Consider the following 15,840-nt stretch of genomic DNA (forward strand, 5'->3'; position numbering starts at 1 on the left):
GAGAGTGTGGCGCGCGAGGCCCACTACGACGGGCAACGCTGGGTTCCCGAAGAGGAGGCCGTTGTCGCTGCGGACCGCGACCTTGATCCGCTGCTGTACCTCGACCGCAAGCGCGACGCTCGCCACGCGGCCAACTGGTCGCCCGCCCGTGTGCTGGCCGAGTGCGAGGCCAAGCGGCAGATCATTGAGGAGCACCGGAACCCCGAGGGGACCGAATGGTGCTTGCGATGCGTAGAGCACGACGGCGAGGACACCCCCTATCCATGCCCGACTCTTCGCGCCCTGGCCACCACCATCTACACGGACCACCCGGACTACCGCGACGAGTGGCGCCCGTGAAGGTCGCCATCTACTGCCGCATCTCGCAGGACAACACTGGCGAAGGGCTCGGCGTCTCCCGCCAACTCGAGGACTGCGCCGCACTCGCCGAGCAACTCGGCTGGGAAGTCGTCGAGGTCTACACCGACAACGACATCAGCGCCATGAGCAGCAAGCCGCGCCCCGCCTACCGTCGGATGCTCGCCGACTGCGACGCCGGCCACATCGAAGGCATCGTCGCCTGGCACGCCGACCGCATGTACCGCAAAGCCACAGACCTCGGCGAACTCGTAGACGTCTGCAAGCGCAACAACGTCCAGATCGCCACCGTCAAGGCCGGCACCATCGACCTCACCACCCCAACCGGCCGCCTCGTCGCCGGGCTACTCGCACAAGTCGCCACCTACGAGGGCGAGGCCAAGTCCGACCGCTGGAAGCGCAGCATCAGACAGCGTCGCGAGGCTGGCGCCGCACCCTTCTCCCGGTCTCGCCTCTTCGGCTACGAGCGTGACACCGCCATCAACGAGCCCGAGGCCGAGCACGTCCGCTGGATGGCCGCCGAAATCCTCGACGGCCGATCCATGAACAGCCTCGCCAGGGAACTCAATGAACGCGGCATCCTCACCACCGAGGGCAACACCTGGTCAACCCAGTCCCTCCGCAGGCTGCTACTGAATCCCCGCATCGCCGGATTCGCCACCCTCGGCCGCCGCGAGGAGAGAGTAAACAGCAAGGGCGAGCGAGTCGGCCGCCGCGTCATCGACATCGTCGGCAAGGGTCAATGGAAGCCGATCCTCGACGACGCCACCTGGGAGGGCGTCCGCGCCACCCTCACCGCGCGCGCCGACACTCGACCAACCCCGCCGCGGGTCGCACTCCTCCCCGGCCTCGTCTACTGCCACTGCGGCGCACGCATGGTAACCGGCTCACGGATGACCAAACGCAAGGGCGTCCTGTCCCGCACCTACCGCTGCGACCACACCCCCGGCGCGAAAGGCTGTGGGAAACTATCCGTGCAAGCCGAACCCGTCGAGGAAGTCGTCGAGGCCTTGGCGCGGAAGCTGCTAGCCGACCCCAGTGTGCGCGCTCGACTCGATGGACTCCGCAGTGAGCCAGGCCCCAAGCGCCACGAAGTAGCCGAGCTCGAGTTGCGCATCGCCGAACTCAAGCGGCAACTCGACGAACCCGGCACCCCCGTCGCCACACTCCTCCGCGCCATCGACCGCGCCAAGGAGCGCCAAGAGGCACTCTTGCGGGAACTCGGTGCCGTTGCGCACCCATCCATCCCTGCGGACATCGCCTCGTGGCCCAGCGACCTACGCAGACGCCGCGCCCTGGTGGACCTCGTCGTCGAGCGCGTCCACATCATGCCCTCGGAGACGCCAGGCCTGTTCGACCCCAAGCGGGTTGTGGTCGACCCGCGCTAGTTGCTGGGCCAAGATCGGACGTACTGCTCCAGCGCGCGGCGGATGACCTCGGCTACGGACTCGCCGCGGTCTGACGCCGCGCGCTGGGCGGCCTCCCACAACTCATCCGGCACGCGCACGGTCCTGATGGGGACCCAATCCTCGCGCGCCACGCGAGGGAGTAAAGCCGTCCCCGTATTTACGTGGCCGCATGGGTGTCCGATTAACGGAGAGGCCGCACCGGATCACGTACAGTGAGCTCGGCGAGCGAGTCGGCGTTCATGCGAACTAACCGACAGGTCTGCACCGCGTAGCACCTGACGTGCGCGACAGCCGCAGCCGCCGACGCAACACAGCCAGTCAGACCCAGCATCATCCAAGCCGATTCTGTGCCGAGCAGCCAGGCCGCCCAAGCACTCCCCATGAAGGCGGCGACCAGCGCCGTCAGTCCCCATTTTGCAAGCTTCCCGAGTGGGACAGAGCCTTCATTCACGTTCATTCTCCCCGTTGCCTATCACTAGCCCAACCCTCCGAGTGGGCCGGGTCGGAAGTAAAACAGTGGCCGCCGACAGCTACCGACCGGTAGACGGTTTGGGGCGAGGATCTCGCCCGAACGTGCCATGCCAAGAGTGACCGTTCGACACGTAACGATCCGACCCCCTGACGACAACGCGAGACCCCCCTCACCCTGCAGGGTGAGGGGGGTCTTTTTCGCTACTCTGGGACCTAGCGCCCCTCGTCCTCTGGTTCCTAAGCCGCCTGGACGAGGGGCGTGGCATTGGGGGCGGGACGGTCATCCGGAACGCCTCCCCTCGGCCTCGTCCTGCTCGTACAGGTGGCGCTGGTATGTGGTGATGACGTCGTTCTGACGCCACCCGATCAACCTGGACCGACGCACGGCCTCCTCGACCGCGTCACGCTCCTCGGCCGGCGCGTCAAGCCCGTCGGTGAGCGACTGCCCGAACACCTTCTCGAGCGCGCCGATCGAGCTGCGCGGGTCATTGCGCCCGTTCTCCCAGTTGCCGACCGTCTTCGAGGTGACGTCGAGGCGCAGAGCGAGATCGCCCTGCGTCCACCGCTTCTGCTCCCGCAGTCGCTTGATCCTCTGACCCACCGTTTCCATGGGCCAAGCGTGGGTGCGACTGGAAAGAAAAGCAAACATCTGGAAGGGGCCTTGCGGCGCCAAAATGGCGAGAAACCACCCCTGTGGTTCGCCCGCGTGTCGCGACGTTTCCGCAGGCAGATGGCATATTTCTGGTCCGTCGCCCCTTTTTTCCACTCGATGCTTGACTTCCTTTCCGCATTTTTCTAGTATCCCCAATATGGATGAAAGAAGCCTCAACGGAGCGGCCGTCAAAGCCCTCCGCGAAGCCCTCCGACTGCCGGGTGGCGAGTTCGCCATCAAGTGCGGCATGTCCCACGGGCAACTCTCGAACATCGAAGCCGACAGGAAGCCGGCCTCTGCCGAGGCGGCCCGTCGGATCTGTGCGGCCCTCACCGCAGCGTTCCCCGCCCCGTCCCACCCGCGCGTGCAGGTCGACGTCTGGAAGGCGATCACCAACCCGAGCCCCATTGAGTTGGAGGAGACGGCATGACCCCCACCGAGTACGGCGAGCACCTCGCCTTGACGTGGCCCCCGCTCACTGAGGAGCAGATCGAGTCCGCGGCCCGCATCCTCGCCAGCGTCGAGGCTGAGGGGATGGCGGCGTGAACCGCCACCAGGGCGAGACGCTGGGCGAGTGGCGCGCCCGCTGTGACGCGATGGCCGAGCGCCACGAGGCCGCGGAGAACTACGTCTACCGCGCCTTCGACGATGCGGGCCGACTCCTCTACATCGGATGCTCGCTCAACGTCGAGCAGCGCCTCACGGTCCACCGTCGCGAGTCCGACTGGTTCCGCTACTGCAACACGCTCCGCCTCGCGGGCCCGTACCGCCGCAGCGAGGCGATGCGACTCGAGCGCGATGCAATCGAGTCCGAGGGCTCCTACTTCAACAGCCCCATGTCGAACATGCGGCTCTACCAGTTGGGGTCGCCGGAGCACGTCACGGCCACCCAGCGCCTCGAGCGCTACCTGGCCGCCCGAGCTGATCGCGAGGTGGCCGCATGAACGCCACCCTCCAGCGCATCGCCGACCTCGCCGTGGGCTGTCTGTTCTTTGTCGCGTTCCTTCCGGCGCGTCTGGCTGATCGTTCGTTCACGTCGTGGGCGAACCGGACGGGCGGCGACCGATGAGCGTCTACATCGCCACTGTCGCTGTCTGGGTGTTCCTTGGTGGCTGCGTTGTTGCGGCGGCCCAGCGATGACCGCCGAGATCCTGCGCCGGGCTGCTGCGTTGATGCGCGAGCGGGCTTCACGCGCTGAGGCTCGGCGCTGGTATCCATCGGACGAACACGACGGCATGGACGAGATCCACTGGTGGGACATCACCGCGGCGCTTCCTGGGGACGATGACGACCCGATCAACGAGTTCGTGGACTCGTGGCACCCCACCGTCGCGCTCGCCGTGGCCGATTGGCTGGACTCCGAGGTTATGGCCTTCGACCTCCTTTACGTTGCTGGCTACACGAAGGTCGAGGCGGCCAAGACGCTCTCTCGACACGCCCTCACTGTCGCCCGCGCCTTTCTCGGCGAGTCGGCATGACCGCCCTCACCGGCGGCGAGCGCGAGTTGCTGGCATCGGCGCTCTGCGAGATCGAGAACCCGACCGTCGAGTGGTCGAGCGTGGGCGAAGGAATCCGCGACATCTACCTGCGCCGGATCGACAGCCTCGCGCCCACCGTCGAGTGGATCATCGCCCGCCACCTCTCGACCGCAGCGTCCGCGATCGACACCCGCCGCCACACCTACGTGCAGTCGGGTGGCCTACCCGAGCTCATCCCCAGCAACCACGCGGACGCTGAACGACTCGGCCACCCCGACGGCCTGGCTGCTGCTGCCGAGATCATCCGCGCACTCGCAGCCCCACAGACACCCGACGCGGATCTGCGGCCGTAGCCCTATCCGCGGAGGGCCAGACGTGGCCGGGCCCGTTCAGGGGCGTCACCCGGCCGCACCAACGAAAGAAGCCCCCGCTGCTGGCAAGAGCGGCGGGGGCAGGAAAGAACTCCTACTAGAAGGGTACGACATGAACGACCAGATCGAATTCCAGCCGTGGCCGAAGATCGCCCGGCTCAACCGCGACATCACCATCACCGAGAAGATCGACGGCACCAACGCCGCAGTCATCGTCGGCGAGGACCTCACTGTCGCGGCGCAGTCACGCAAGCGACTCATCACCCCGGATGACGACAACTTCGGGTTCGCTCGCTGGGTCTACGAGAACGGCGAGGCGCTGGCTTCGCTGCTCGGCCCCGGTCGCCACTTCGGCGAGTGGTGGGGCTCTGGCATCCAGCGGGGCTACGGGCTGACGAAGGGCGAGAAGCGGTTCTCGTTGTTCAACACGGCACGCTATGCCGACGCCGACTTCTCCGAGGTCGCGGGCATGGGCCTCGTTCCAGTGCTCTACCAGGGCGCATTCTCTCAGCACGCGGTCGAGGACCAGATCGATCGCCTCGATCAGCTCGGCTCAGTCGCTGCTCCCGGCTTCTTCGATCCCGAGGGCGTCATCGTCTTCCACTCTGCCGCGCAGCAGATGTTCAAGGTCACCATCAAGGGCGACGAGGCCCCGAAGTCGCTGGCTGGTGCGGCATGAACCACGAGCCGTCCGATGAGCCAACCCGGCCTGCAACCCTCGTGTCCCGCAGCAAGTTCGAGTCCCTGGCGACCACGATCCACGGCGCTGTCATCGAGTGCACCGCCGACGCCTACTTCCTCGACTACAACGGGCGGACCTACACGACGCCGCGGAAGGTCGTGGCGGCATGAGCGCCGACAACTGGGGCGTCTGCCCGCAGTGCAAGGTGTCCCGCGAGCGCGACATCGCCAACACCGAGCGGGCAGTCGCCGAGACCTACGGGAAGGTGTCGGTCGAGAAGTTCGATGACGCGCGAGCCCGCCTAGAGGCAAAGCGGGCCGAGCCCATCCAGTACACGCTTCGCGAGGACTACGAGATGGGCCTCGATGAAGATGGCGAGTTCTACGTCATCTACTCCGGCGGGTGCCGCGAGTGCGGACTGACCCACAAGTTCAAGCACTCCGAGCAGGTCGACCTCACCGGCGGTGCCGCATGAAGCGCCGGACCTACCGACTCCCCGAGAGCCAGCTGCGTCACCTCGTGGGCGTCTCCGCACTCCACGACGGCGACTGTGTCCGCTGCCCCGACCCGATCCTCGTCAACCAGCGGGTGGTTCCGCAGGGCGACGGGTGGATCCACGCGTCCTGCGCGTCGGGAGCGGACGAATGAGCCGCGAGTGGAAGCCGGGCGACGTGGCGATAGTGACGAACCAGTCCGGCGAGAGTGGCCGCGCGATCCGCTTCTCTGGTTCGCCAGAGGATGGCTGGTTCGCCGAGCGCGACGGCATCGGCGGCGACCTTACGGACGCCCGCCCCCTCGTCGTCATCGACCCCGAGAACCGCGAACAGGTCGAACGGCTGTGCAACTTGGTTGACGGCGCTTTCAACGACACCCGCATCGATGGGACCGGGCCGACCAGTACGGAACTTGCGCAGGCCGCCCTTCGCGAGTTCGCCAACCCGACCCCGCCGAAGCCCGAGGAACCGACCGGACTCGGCGCCGTGGTCGTGGACGAGAAGGGTCGCCTCTGGGTAAACCTCACCGACCCGAAGTGCAGCACCCACACCGATCCGTGGGTCAGCGTCCACGACCCCGACCGATGGGCCTCCTACGCGGACATCGCCGCCGTCAAGGTGCTCTCTGGTGGTGTCGCATGAGCCCCGACACCTACGCCGCCCTGTTCCTGATCGCCGTCGCCGTCGGGTTCGCGCTCCCCTCGCTGCTCATCCGCGCCCTCGTCTACATCGAGGCCCGCGACAACCGCTGGCAGGCCGAGTCCGACGCCGACTTCGCAGAGCGCCGAGTCGACGAATGGTTCGCCGCTGTCGACCAGGCCGTCGCCATCACCTGCGCCGAACCCATCTACGCCGAACTCGCCGTCAAGCGGTTGCGCGCCGAGCTGGACGCGTGGGGTGAGACCGCATGACCGCTCAAAGCGACGCCCACCTCAACGGAGACTGCTGGCCCTCTCAATGCCAGATCTGTCAGGCCGAGGAAGACGCCCGCGAACCACTCAGCGGCGTCTATGGCGCCTGCGCCGGCTGCGGGGCAATCGAAGCCAACCTCGTCAAGCCAACCGGCGCCCGCGACCTGTCCGCGATCGGCGAACACCACGCCTACCCCACCGGCTACGGATGCGAGTTCTGCGCGTGAACACCTACGACGACCACGACGACCTCGCTTGCCCAATGTGCTGCCGCGAGGCATGCCAGACCTGCGCCGCCCCTTGCGAACACACCGACCCCCTGTGCGTCAGGTGCTGCCGGCTCTACCACCAGAACGAACCGATCCGAGAGGACGTCGCATGACGCTGCACATCCTGGACGTTGAGCAGGGAACGCCTCCGTGGCATGACGCTCGCCGAGGAATCGTGACCGCCTCGACCGTCGGCAAGCTACTGACCCCCACGCTCAAGGTCGCATCCAACGACGTGTCCCGAGGCATCACCGCAACCCTCGTCGCCGAACGCATCACCGGCCACACCGAGGAAACCGGCATGAGCCCCGACATGTGGCGAGGTGTCGAGTCCGAGCCGATCGCCCGCGACCTCTACTCCGGCCACTACCAGCAGGCCGTCGAGGTCGGGTTCATGCGCCGCGACGAAGACGACTGGACGCTCGGATACTCGCCCGATGGCCTCGTGGCTGACGACGGGCTGATCGAGATCAAGTCGCCCCGCCAGAAGACCCACCTGAACACGATTCTGGCGAACGAGGTCCCGACGCACTACATGCCGCAGTTGCAGGCCGGGCTACTCGTCTCCGGCCGCAAGTGGATCGACTTTGTGTCCTACTGCGGCGGCCTCCCCCTCTGGGTCAAACGCGTCACACCCGACCCCGCCTGGTTCGACGCCATCACCGCAGCCTGCCAGCAGTTCGAGAAGGCCGCCGCCGAAATGGGCGCGGCCTACACCCAAGCAATCGTCGGCCTCCCCACCACGGAGCGGGTCGACTTCAACCGAGTGGAGTTGAAGCTCGCATGAAGCACGTCGAAGACCGTTCGGCCATCCGACCGAGGCCGCATCACTACATGAACGCGGACGGCACCTGTCACGCGGGCGACCTCATGGAGCACGGGACGCCGTTCGTCGCGCTCTACGACGCCGAGGAACTGTGTCGCATCGTCAACGCGGAGAAGGCGGAGGCGTGGGACGAGGGCAAGTGGGCGTGCTACAGCGCCGAGCGCGAATCCCGCGACGGCTCGGCCCTCATCAACCCCTACGCCAGACACCTGGAGCACTGATGCGCGTCACCATCGAAAAGAAGACCGACCAGCTCAACTATGAAGACTTCCTGGGCGGCGTGACGCGAATCGTCACCATCGCAGGAGTCAAGGCCGGCACCAAGGAGCAGCAGTACGACATCGCCATCGAAGGCGACACGCGCTTCTGGCGACCAGCCGTCACGGTCCTCAAGCAACTGGTCGACGCGTGGGGCGACGATGCTACCGAGTGGGTTGGACGCCGCGCCGAACTGTACGGCGACCCGGAGGTCTCGTTCGGCCGCGACAAGGTCGGCGGAATCAGGGTCTCTCGGCTCTCCCACATCGACGGCCCGAGGACCGCGAACCTGACGATCACCAGGGGCAAGCGCGGCAACTTCACCGTGACACCGCTGCCTGACACGCCCACCGCACCCCCCGAGCCCACCGCCGAAGAGGTCGCCGCCTGCACCGACGTCGACCAGTTGAAGGCGATGTGGCGCAACTCCAGCCCCGAGCGTCGCCAGCAGATCGAGCAGAGGGTGGCCGACCTCAACGACGAGCCGACGGGTGACGCCTAATGCGCGCCCTGGTCGCGGTCGCTGCCGTGTGGCCGCTGCTCGTCGAGGTGAAGGCGTTCAGGACGGCGCTGGTGGTTGCGGGGTGGGGCGGGTGAAGACCTGCTCAACGGAAGGCTGTGCGCAGCCATCGATGGCTAGGGGCCTTTGTCGGCTCCACTACGAACGGGCGACTAGGGGCTATGTCCCGCGCACTCCGGCCAGCCCACTAGATAGCTGGTTTGAGAAGACCAAAGGTTGCTGGATCTGGAAGGGCCACATCACTAGGTATGGCTACGGCCAGCTCCGCGGCAAGAAGGCACACCGCTTGGTCTATGAAGCAATGGTCGGGCCAATCCCCGAGGGATTGGTGATCGACCACCTATGTCGCAATCGGGCGTGTGTCAATCCAGAACACATGGAGCCCGTCACCAATGAGGAGAATCTCGACCGCGGAGCTCGCAGCCCCAGTAAGACGACTTGCCCGGTGGGGCACTCATACACGCCCGAAAACACCTACGTCTACAACGGCGCCCGCCAATGCCGGACGTGCAGGCGTGAAGCGGCGCGGCGGTATCGGGCGCGGATCGCGGAGGCGAGCTAGTGACTCGCAACCGCGCCACCGCCAAGAAGGCCGGCACCGCATGGGAGACGGCGATCGTCGGCGCGCTCGTCGCCTACGGATGGCCCCACGCTGAACGCCGACGCCTAGCGGGAGCCGCCGACAAGGGTGACATAGCCGGCATCCCCGGCGTCGTCATCGAAGCGAAGAACACCAAGGGGTATGCGCTCGCCGAAGCTGTCGACGAAGCCAACCATGAGGCCGTCAACGCCTCCGCACCCATCGGTGTCGCCTGGTTGAAGCGCAAGGGCAAGACCGACCCGCTCGCCGGCTACGTCGTCATGGACGGCGCGACCTTCCTGCGGCTGCTCGGAGAGGCGGGCTACCAGTGACCATCGCCGCCAACCTCGCCACCCTGGCCGCCGACCTCAACGGCTGGACCAACGCCATCGACAAGGCCAGACGCGCCTACGCCCAGCACCTCAACGAGCTCGAAGCCCACACGATCTGCCGCGACTGCGACCGACCAGCCACCAGCCAAGGCCGCTGCGACCCACACCGCCGCCGCTACTGGTCCGAATGCAGCCAGCGCGCCCGCGACAAGAAGAAGGAGACCACGGCATGACCCGCCACTGGGACCGCGACGAATCCCCATCCACTCTCACCCACGGCGAATGGCGACTCGACCCGAAGACCCGCGTGCTCGTGTGGGTTGACGCACCGCCCGTCAAGGAAGACCCGATCGCCTGCTACGTCTGTTTTGCCACCATCTACCAGTCTTGCCGGACCATCGGCGGCAGTCGCACCAAGGACCACGCCGGACGCGCACCCCGTCTGTGCCGTTGTGGACGCGAGCCGTCCTACCGCGCTTCCTACTGCGACACCTGCCGACCAGAGGAGCACCGGGCACGCGCTCGAGCGAGCAAGCGACGTGTGGCTGACCGCAGGTGGGCCGAGTCTCAGCGGGAGGCGGCGTGAGCGGGCAGTTCGAGGACGACGGCGACAAGATCCGCGAGCTGCTGGCCGCGCTCACCGCCGAGCGTTACCGCTCTCCCTGGTGGCGCACACCCGCCGACCACCACCCCGCGAGCGCACCCGACGCGCTCACCGACTGGGACGACTCAGAAGCGACCTGCGCGCGACGTCGGCGGGCGATGGCAGCGGACTTCGAGCAGGAGAAGAGGGCTGCGTCGTGATGGGCCGACACGCGCACCCCACCCCCCACTGTCCACTGGGGATTCCGCCTGTGCTATGGGAAAATGGGGCCACAGATGAAGACGGCCCGGACGCGGAGTTGGTACCTCCGGCCGGGCCTACCGATCAGCACCAAAGGAGAGTGATCGGCTGATGGCTATCTTGCCACCACCAACCCCCGGCGCGCACGACGACGTACCTCCTTGCCCCAACTGTGGCGAGGACATCACCAGCGACTTGCACCACGACTGGTGCATCGCGCCCCTGGATCAGATCGAGGGGTGGGTCTAGTGCCGCGCATCCGCACCATCAAGCCCGACGCGTTCCTGAGCGAATCCCTGTCGTCCGTGCCCCGTGGCACCCGCTGGACATTCGCCGGCCTCTGGACCTACGCCGACGACAAGGGCCGAGCTCGCGACGACGCCCGACTCATCAAGGCCGCGCTCTACCCCCTCGACGACGACGTGACCCTGGCCGACGTCGCCCACGACCTCGACCTGCTGGCCGCAATCAGCGGGATCTGCCGCTACGTCGTCGAGAACCGCAACTACCTGCACATGCCGAAGTGGCACCACCAGAAGATCAACCGCCCCACCCCCGCCAAGAGCCCCCCGTGCCCGATCCATGAGGGCGGCGGGAGCGGTCACGTACTCCCCACTGACAACTCAGTGATTAATCACGGAGGAATCACTGAGCCCTCAACGTGGGAAAGGAAGGGAAGGGAAGGGGAAATGGAAGGGGAAGGGAACGGAGAGTCCGCGACTGACGTCGCCGACGCGCCGAAGTCACTCGCTCTCGTGAACGACCAACGACCCGACGTTGATGGCATCTGCGAACACCTCGCCGGAGCCATCGAGGCCAACGGCAGCAAGCGACCAACCATCACCACCAGGTGGCGTTCTGCCGCCCGCCTCATGCTCGACAAGGACGGACGCAGCGCCGACGAGATCCACGGCGCGATCGAGTGGTGCCAGCGCGACGAGTTCTGGCGGGCCAACATCCTCAGCCTGCCGACCCTCCGCGAGAAGTACGACACCCTCCGGCTCCAAGCGCAGCGCAAGAGCGCCGCCACCCCGCGACAGGCCGCCGAAGCCGAGATGTGGGAGCGCGCCTACGCCCGCGCTGAGGCTCGCGAGATCGGGGCCGAGCGATGAACCCCCGCGAGGCCGTCGACCTGGCGCGCTACATGCGGGCGCACTTCCCCCAGCAGCCGATCGACGAGTTCACCGCCGATGCGCTTGCTGAGACGTTGCGCGAGTACCCAGCCACTGACTGCCGCAAGGCGGTGCTGAACCTCGCCGAGCGTGGCGAGCATTGGTGCGCACCAACAGCCGTCAAGGCTGAGGTGAAGCGCATCCGCAACAAGCGGGTCGCAGACTATGGCCCGATTGAGCCGCCCGCAGGACTCGACCCTGATGACGTGCGCGGCTACCAGCGTTGGCTCGGCGCGATGCACAAGGAGATCGCGGACGGCACCCTCACCGCGCCGCCCGAGATTGAGGGCATGGTGCGCGACGTTCGCGAGCTCGGCCACATCGGTCAGGACGTGCCCGATGCCTGACGCCAAGCGCACCAAGCGCAGCCGCGAGGAGTACGAGGACCTGATCGCGAAGGCCATGCGCGTCGGGGACATGGGTTGGGTCGAGTTCCTGACCACCCGCTTCGACCGCGACTACCCGGCAGGAGGCGACCAGTGACCCGCCACCCCACCACCGCGCCCGACCTTGAGACCACATCCGCTAGCACCGACCACACCGAGGAGCACGCGCATGGCTGAGACGCCGCAGAACGTCGACATTGAGCCGTTGACCGACGCCGAGTGGAACGCGATCTGCCGCGCCGCAGGAGAGCACTCGGACGACGCCTGCGATGCGCTGAAGGTGGCCGTCGAGCGCATCATCGCCGAGCGAGAGCGGGTCGCCGCTGAGATTGCCTGGGATGAGGGTGTCGCCCACTGCGAGGAGATTGCGGGCGTCGGCTACAACCAGCCCGGAGCAAGCTACGAGGGCGGGGACTCCAACCCTTACCGCGCCGCACCTGCCCCGCCCCAACCGGACCCGAGGAGGCCGACCGTGGCTGACGACCGCTGCCTGAACTGCAACCAGACCCTCCGGGTCATCAACTACGTACTCGGCGAGCGGCTGATGCATGTGGACCGCGATGCCTCGTTCCCGAGCGCGCAGAAGGGGACGGCGTGGCGACACTGCCGACAGCGAGTCGCCACCCTCCCGCCGACGCCTATTGATGGCCTCACAGACCCGTGCCCGACGCCGGAGTACGAGCCCGAGCGGCGCATAAGCCCCGACACGAACGAGGAGGCCGACCGTGGCTGAGTCCGTGCTCATCGGCTCGACATGGAGGCGCAACCCTCCAGGGCGTGAAGTCGTTCGGATTGAACGCGTGTGGATGTACTCCGCCCTCGGCGACTCGGCAGAACTGACCGTGCGAGCACATCCAGTCACGGGAGGTAGGCCGCTCGTTGCGCCCGTCGAGTGGCTCCGCAAGCACTACACCGAGCGGCGCATAAGCCCCGCCCCGACCGGACCCGAGGAGGGCGACCGTGGCTGAGCGAGGCCGAGGGTCCCGCCGAAGCGACGGCCACTGTCCGGCGTGCGGCGCTGAGTGCAGCGCGCCGCCTGCCAGCACCGACGCCCACCGCATGTGGGCCCAGCGCCACGCCGACGCGACCGGCCACACCGCGTGTGTCATCACCGAATCCGTCCGCACCTACGAGCCGAGGAGCACCACGTGAGCACCCGAGTCGCCTGCCAGTCCTGCCCCATCACGTTGCCCGTCGAGCAGTTCGTGGACCTCGTGTCAGGCGGGTGGGACATGACGCACACGTTCCAGCGCCCCGAGTTCAACGACGGCAAGGTCGTCGTCTGCCGAGGCAGGTTCGCCGCCCCGACCGGACCCGAGGGGGGCCGATGAGCGGCGACGAGCCTGAGATCCTGCTGCGCACGAGCGACTACGTGCTGGACATCGAGTTCCGTTGTACAGACGAGGACCACCCTGCTGACGGGCCGACTTGGTCCCCGTACCGCCACCTCGACCCAACCACGCCGACCAACAAGGCGCTCGAGGCCGTCGAGAGACTGAACGCCGACGGTGCTGCGGAGTGCATGGAGTTCCGCCTGACCGGCACTCGCATCGACTCCGTGAAGGAGTTGCTGACATGAGCCCATCAGTCAGCGCCGCCGACGGCCAGGAGGCCGAGCGCCTCGGCAATTCGACGAAGCCGAACCCGGACCAGCCCGCCCGCTGCCCGTCGATCGACCCGCACGACACACTCCAGTGCGCCCGGCGCATCCACGAGGACGACCAGTGCGTCTTCGGCGGCATCGGCTGGAAGAAGGGCGAGCGGCCTCAGCGCGACGTCCCAGCATTCCTCTACCACTGGTCGCCAGCCAGGAATCGGATCAGCATCGAGCGCGAAGGCCTACGCCCCGGATCTCCGTCGAACACCTTCCCCGAGTGGTCCCCGCCCCACATCTGTTACGGGGAGACGCCGGCCTCCGCGCTCGGCCTGACGCTGCTGCCCGACGAGCTCGACCTGTGGATGGTCCGGACCGACAGCCACAGGTTCACCCTGGCCAACGAGGGTGCGGAGTGGCGCAGCGCCGACCAGATCGAGGCGTGGTGGGTCGGCGGTCGACCTCCTCGTGACCCAGTCATCGACATGACCCCGGCCGAGCAGGCCGAGGCCGACGAGATCGTGGCCTACCTCCACGAGCAGGAGATTGCCGAGCGGCGCATAAGCCCCGAAACGCACCCAACCCCCACCACCACCGAGACCGGCACCACGACAGGAGCAGCAGATGAGTGAGCGCGAGGACGACCTCAGGACGCTGGGCATCGAGCACGCCTTCGAACGCCTTGACCCCGACGGCTATGGCTGGGCAGCGGGCGACGGTCCTAGTGCCGAGGAGGTCGTGGGGGCGCTCATCGCGGCCGGCTGGCGACCTCCCGCCCACCGCGGATCGCACGACTTCGACAACCACGGACCAACCGACAACCTCGACTGCCCCGGATGCGTGGCCCCCGAGACTCCTGGAGACCAGCCGTGAGCACCGTGAGCATCAACGAGACGTGCCGCTGTGGGGCGACGTTCAGGGCGAGCGGAGACACGTTTGCCGTCAGCAGACGCCAGGGGTCATTCGATGAGCAGCACGCCGGATGTCGCCAGATCGAGCCCGGCATGTGCGGCAACCCGAGCCCCGTGCTGGTCAAGCTCGGCACGCCGACGGCGGACTACTGCCAGTTGCGCACGAGTGCGCCTCCCGTGTCGTCCACGTCCAGGGAGCGCCGACGAGCCCGCGACCGGACCCGACACCCACCGCGCCCGACTCACAGCCCCACACGGCCACCAACGATTCCGCGTCGCCTGGCCCGGAGCAACCGCCGACGACTGGATCGACTACGCAGACGAAGAGAGGGCCGTCGCGATGGCTGACGTTCTTGTGAAGACCAAGGGAGCGGTCGTCGTGTACGCCGTCAACATCATTGAAGACCAGGAGGCGGCGTGAACAGCGAGTGCAAGTGCGGACGACCAACCCGAGACGCCGCCTACGTGTGCGACACCTGCGGGGACGAACTCGCCCGCGCCCTCGGTGACGTGACCTGGTTGGCCGAGGAGCTCGAAACCACCATCACGCGCCAGAGAGGCGTCGACTACCGCGGCGTCGGAGGCAGTAGTGGCGGCAAGAAGCCCTCAGAACGCCCCTCTCCCGTCCAATGGGGCGCCAGTGAGGCTCGGGGAGACCTCAGAGCCCTGCTCGTCTCATGGGCGCTGTTCTGTGAGGCTGAGGGGGTCAGGAACTCCTCGCCCTACCCCGGGCTGCCCGACGACGACCTCCCCGCCCTGTCCGGCTGGCTACTCTGGCGGGTCGACGGGCTGACCCTCAACGAGATCGGCTCCGATGCCGTCGAGGAGATCACCTCGGCCGTCGCCCACTGTCGTCGCGTCATCGACGTGGCCCCCGACAAGTGGTACGCCGGCCCCTGCAACCAGGAGACCGAAGGCGTCGAATGTGGTGCCGACCTGTACGCCCTCTCCGCAAAGGGCAACGTCTCCTGCGGCGTGTGCTCGGCAAGCTACGACGTGGCCGAGCGTCGGAAGTGGCTCCTTGAGGCCGCTGAGGACAGGCTAGCCGATGCCGCCACCCTCGCCCGGTCAGTGTCCTGGCTCGGCGCACTACCCCTCAACGCAGCACGCATCCGCAAGTGGGCCGAGCGCGGCCGGATTGTCGCCAAGGGACACCACGGGCAGAAGCCGCTGTATCGCATCGGGGACGCCATCGACCTGCTCGCCAAGGAGGCATCGTGAGCCTCGCGCGCGGGATTGTCCCCGACACGTAACAAAGATCAAGAGTTGACTTGCGCCAATGGTTGTGCATGTGTCACACTCGGGTTGGGCGATACGCCCCCA

At 67.1% G+C, this 15,840-nt stretch carries 32 protein-coding genes; 30 read left to right on the forward strand and 2 right to left on the reverse strand.

Translation table 11 applies throughout. The features are described from left to right. A partial coding sequence (locus tag FB382_RS19390) for a DUF6221 family protein (protein WP_220481930.1) occupies positions 1-339 on the forward strand: 339 nt, incomplete at its 5' end. Further along, positions 336-1,745 carry a recombinase family protein gene (locus tag FB382_RS19395; protein ID WP_182535689.1) on the forward strand — a complete coding sequence of 470 codons (1,410 nt, stop codon included), beginning with the start codon at positions 336-338 and terminating at the stop codon, positions 1,743-1,745. The genes FB382_RS19390 and FB382_RS19395, both read left to right, overlap by 4 nt. Here the strand turns inward: FB382_RS19395 and FB382_RS23140 are convergent. Next, positions 1,742-1,897 (reverse strand): ribbon-helix-helix domain-containing protein, encoded by a 156-nt coding sequence (locus tag FB382_RS23140; protein ID WP_425490138.1) that lies wholly within the window; start codon positions 1,895-1,897, stop codon positions 1,742-1,744. The genes FB382_RS19395 and FB382_RS23140 overlap by 4 nt on opposite strands. A 620-nt stretch (positions 1,898-2,517) precedes the next feature. Further along, positions 2,518-2,847, reverse strand: a complete 330-nt coding sequence (locus FB382_RS19405; protein ID WP_182535685.1) for a helix-turn-helix transcriptional regulator — start codon at positions 2,845-2,847, stop codon at positions 2,518-2,520. Positions 2,848-3,046: 199 nt separating this feature from the next. Between FB382_RS19405 and FB382_RS19410 the strand changes: the two genes are divergently transcribed. The 28 genes from FB382_RS19410 to FB382_RS19535 all read left to right on the forward strand — a co-directional run bounded on the left by FB382_RS19410 (position 3,047) and on the right by FB382_RS19535 (position 15,738). Then, positions 3,047-3,319 carry a helix-turn-helix domain-containing protein gene (locus tag FB382_RS19410; protein WP_182535683.1) on the forward strand — a complete coding sequence of 91 codons (273 nt, stop codon included), beginning with the start codon at positions 3,047-3,049 and terminating at the stop codon, positions 3,317-3,319. Positions 3,320-3,431: 112 nt separating this feature from the next. Next, a complete protein-coding gene (locus FB382_RS19415) occupies positions 3,432-3,833 on the forward strand; it encodes a GIY-YIG nuclease family protein (protein ID WP_182535681.1) in 402 nt (133 codons plus the stop codon). Beyond that, positions 3,830-3,958 carry a hypothetical protein gene (locus tag FB382_RS22665; RefSeq protein WP_281379785.1) on the forward strand — a complete coding sequence of 43 codons (129 nt, stop codon included), beginning with the start codon at positions 3,830-3,832 and terminating at the stop codon, positions 3,956-3,958. The genes FB382_RS19415 and FB382_RS22665 overlap by 4 nt, the downstream gene beginning before the upstream one ends. A 67-nt stretch (positions 3,959-4,025) precedes the next feature. Next, the gene (locus tag FB382_RS19420; protein WP_182535679.1) at positions 4,026-4,367 is read left to right on the forward strand and encodes a hypothetical protein; all 342 of its coding nucleotides are present in this window, start codon (positions 4,026-4,028) and stop codon (positions 4,365-4,367) included. Continuing rightward, positions 4,364-4,720, forward strand: coding sequence for a hypothetical protein (locus FB382_RS19425; RefSeq protein WP_182541640.1), 357 nt, complete (start codon positions 4,364-4,366; stop codon positions 4,718-4,720). The genes FB382_RS19420 and FB382_RS19425 overlap by 4 nt, the downstream gene beginning before the upstream one ends. A 130-nt stretch (positions 4,721-4,850) precedes the next feature. Further along, positions 4,851-5,417 carry an RNA ligase family protein gene (locus tag FB382_RS19430; protein WP_220481931.1) on the forward strand — a complete coding sequence of 189 codons (567 nt, stop codon included), beginning with the start codon at positions 4,851-4,853 and terminating at the stop codon, positions 5,415-5,417. A gap of 41 nt (positions 5,418-5,458) precedes the next feature. Next, positions 5,459-5,590, forward strand: a complete 132-nt coding sequence (locus FB382_RS22670) for a hypothetical protein (RefSeq protein ID WP_281380026.1) — start codon at positions 5,459-5,461, stop codon at positions 5,588-5,590. After that, complete coding sequence (locus FB382_RS19435; protein WP_182541641.1) at positions 5,587-5,895, forward strand: hypothetical protein; 309 nt, start codon at positions 5,587-5,589, stop codon at positions 5,893-5,895. The genes FB382_RS22670 and FB382_RS19435 overlap by 4 nt, the downstream gene beginning before the upstream one ends. Continuing rightward, a complete protein-coding gene (locus FB382_RS19440; RefSeq protein WP_182541642.1) occupies positions 5,892-6,068 on the forward strand; it encodes a hypothetical protein in 177 nt (58 codons plus the stop codon). Before FB382_RS19435 ends, FB382_RS19440 begins: the two co-directional genes overlap by 4 nt. Continuing rightward, complete coding sequence (locus tag FB382_RS19445) at positions 6,065-6,556, forward strand: hypothetical protein (protein ID WP_182541643.1); 492 nt, start codon at positions 6,065-6,067, stop codon at positions 6,554-6,556. The genes FB382_RS19440 and FB382_RS19445 overlap by 4 nt, the downstream gene beginning before the upstream one ends. Further along, positions 6,553-6,825 (forward strand): hypothetical protein, encoded by a 273-nt coding sequence (locus FB382_RS19450; protein ID WP_182541644.1) that lies wholly within the window; start codon positions 6,553-6,555, stop codon positions 6,823-6,825. Before FB382_RS19445 ends, FB382_RS19450 begins: the two co-directional genes overlap by 4 nt. Then, positions 6,822-7,052, forward strand: a complete 231-nt coding sequence (locus tag FB382_RS19455; protein WP_182541662.1) for a hypothetical protein — start codon at positions 6,822-6,824, stop codon at positions 7,050-7,052. Before FB382_RS19450 ends, FB382_RS19455 begins: the two co-directional genes overlap by 4 nt. Positions 7,053-7,203: 151 nt before the next feature. Next, a complete protein-coding gene (locus tag FB382_RS19460) occupies positions 7,204-7,881 on the forward strand; it encodes a lambda exonuclease family protein (protein ID WP_182541645.1) in 678 nt (225 codons plus the stop codon). Between the two features lie 47 nt (positions 7,882-7,928). Beyond that, entirely contained in the window at positions 7,929-8,141 is a 213-nt protein-coding gene (locus FB382_RS19465; RefSeq protein ID WP_182541646.1) for a hypothetical protein, read from the forward strand. Next, positions 8,141-8,680 (forward strand): hypothetical protein, encoded by a 540-nt coding sequence (locus tag FB382_RS19470; RefSeq protein ID WP_182541647.1) that lies wholly within the window; start codon positions 8,141-8,143, stop codon positions 8,678-8,680. The genes FB382_RS19465 and FB382_RS19470 overlap by 1 nt, the downstream gene beginning before the upstream one ends. 130 nt (positions 8,681-8,810) lie before the next feature. Next, positions 8,811-9,260, forward strand: a complete 450-nt coding sequence (locus FB382_RS23145; protein WP_182541661.1) for an HNH endonuclease signature motif containing protein — start codon at positions 8,811-8,813, stop codon at positions 9,258-9,260. After that, on the forward strand, positions 9,260-9,610 hold the full coding sequence (locus FB382_RS19480; protein ID WP_182541648.1) for a hypothetical protein: 351 nt from the start codon (positions 9,260-9,262) through the stop codon (positions 9,608-9,610). The genes FB382_RS23145 and FB382_RS19480 overlap by 1 nt, the downstream gene beginning before the upstream one ends. Further along, positions 9,607-9,843: a hypothetical protein gene (locus FB382_RS19485; RefSeq protein ID WP_182541649.1), complete on the forward strand. Its 237-nt coding sequence runs from the start codon at positions 9,607-9,609 to the stop codon at positions 9,841-9,843. The genes FB382_RS19480 and FB382_RS19485 overlap by 4 nt, the downstream gene beginning before the upstream one ends. A gap of 349 nt (positions 9,844-10,192) precedes the next feature. After that, positions 10,193-10,414 (forward strand): hypothetical protein, encoded by a 222-nt coding sequence (locus tag FB382_RS19490; protein ID WP_182541650.1) that lies wholly within the window; start codon positions 10,193-10,195, stop codon positions 10,412-10,414. 288 nt (positions 10,415-10,702) lie between these two features. Next, positions 10,703-11,566 (forward strand): hypothetical protein, encoded by an 864-nt coding sequence (locus tag FB382_RS19495; protein WP_182541651.1) that lies wholly within the window; start codon positions 10,703-10,705, stop codon positions 11,564-11,566. Continuing rightward, positions 11,563-11,973, forward strand: coding sequence for a hypothetical protein (locus FB382_RS19500; protein ID WP_182541652.1), 411 nt, complete (start codon positions 11,563-11,565; stop codon positions 11,971-11,973). The genes FB382_RS19495 and FB382_RS19500 overlap by 4 nt, the downstream gene beginning before the upstream one ends. Beyond that, complete coding sequence (locus FB382_RS19505) at positions 11,966-12,109, forward strand: hypothetical protein (RefSeq protein WP_182541653.1); 144 nt, start codon at positions 11,966-11,968, stop codon at positions 12,107-12,109. Before FB382_RS19500 ends, FB382_RS19505 begins: the two co-directional genes overlap by 8 nt. Positions 12,110-12,181: 72 nt before the next feature. Then, positions 12,182-12,745, forward strand: a complete 564-nt coding sequence (locus FB382_RS19510) for a hypothetical protein (RefSeq protein ID WP_182541654.1) — start codon at positions 12,182-12,184, stop codon at positions 12,743-12,745. 415 nt (positions 12,746-13,160) lie between these two features. Continuing rightward, positions 13,161-13,343: a hypothetical protein gene (locus tag FB382_RS19515; protein ID WP_182541655.1), complete on the forward strand. Its 183-nt coding sequence runs from the start codon at positions 13,161-13,163 to the stop codon at positions 13,341-13,343. Continuing rightward, positions 13,340-13,591: a hypothetical protein gene (locus FB382_RS19520; protein ID WP_182541656.1), complete on the forward strand. Its 252-nt coding sequence runs from the start codon at positions 13,340-13,342 to the stop codon at positions 13,589-13,591. The genes FB382_RS19515 and FB382_RS19520 overlap by 4 nt, the downstream gene beginning before the upstream one ends. Further along, positions 13,588-14,238, forward strand: a complete 651-nt coding sequence (locus FB382_RS19525; RefSeq protein ID WP_182541657.1) for a hypothetical protein — start codon at positions 13,588-13,590, stop codon at positions 14,236-14,238. Before FB382_RS19520 ends, FB382_RS19525 begins: the two co-directional genes overlap by 4 nt. Next, positions 14,231-14,479 (forward strand): hypothetical protein, encoded by a 249-nt coding sequence (locus FB382_RS19530; protein WP_182541658.1) that lies wholly within the window; start codon positions 14,231-14,233, stop codon positions 14,477-14,479. Before FB382_RS19525 ends, FB382_RS19530 begins: the two co-directional genes overlap by 8 nt. A gap of 455 nt (positions 14,480-14,934) precedes the next feature. Next, on the forward strand, positions 14,935-15,738 hold the full coding sequence (locus FB382_RS19535; RefSeq protein ID WP_182541659.1) for a hypothetical protein: 804 nt from the start codon (positions 14,935-14,937) through the stop codon (positions 15,736-15,738). Positions 15,739-15,840: the final 102 nt, after the last annotated feature.

It is taken from the genome of Nocardioides ginsengisegetis (assembly GCF_014138045.1).
Taxonomy (GTDB): Bacteria; Actinomycetota; Actinomycetes; order Propionibacteriales; family Nocardioidaceae; genus Nocardioides; species Nocardioides ginsengisegetis.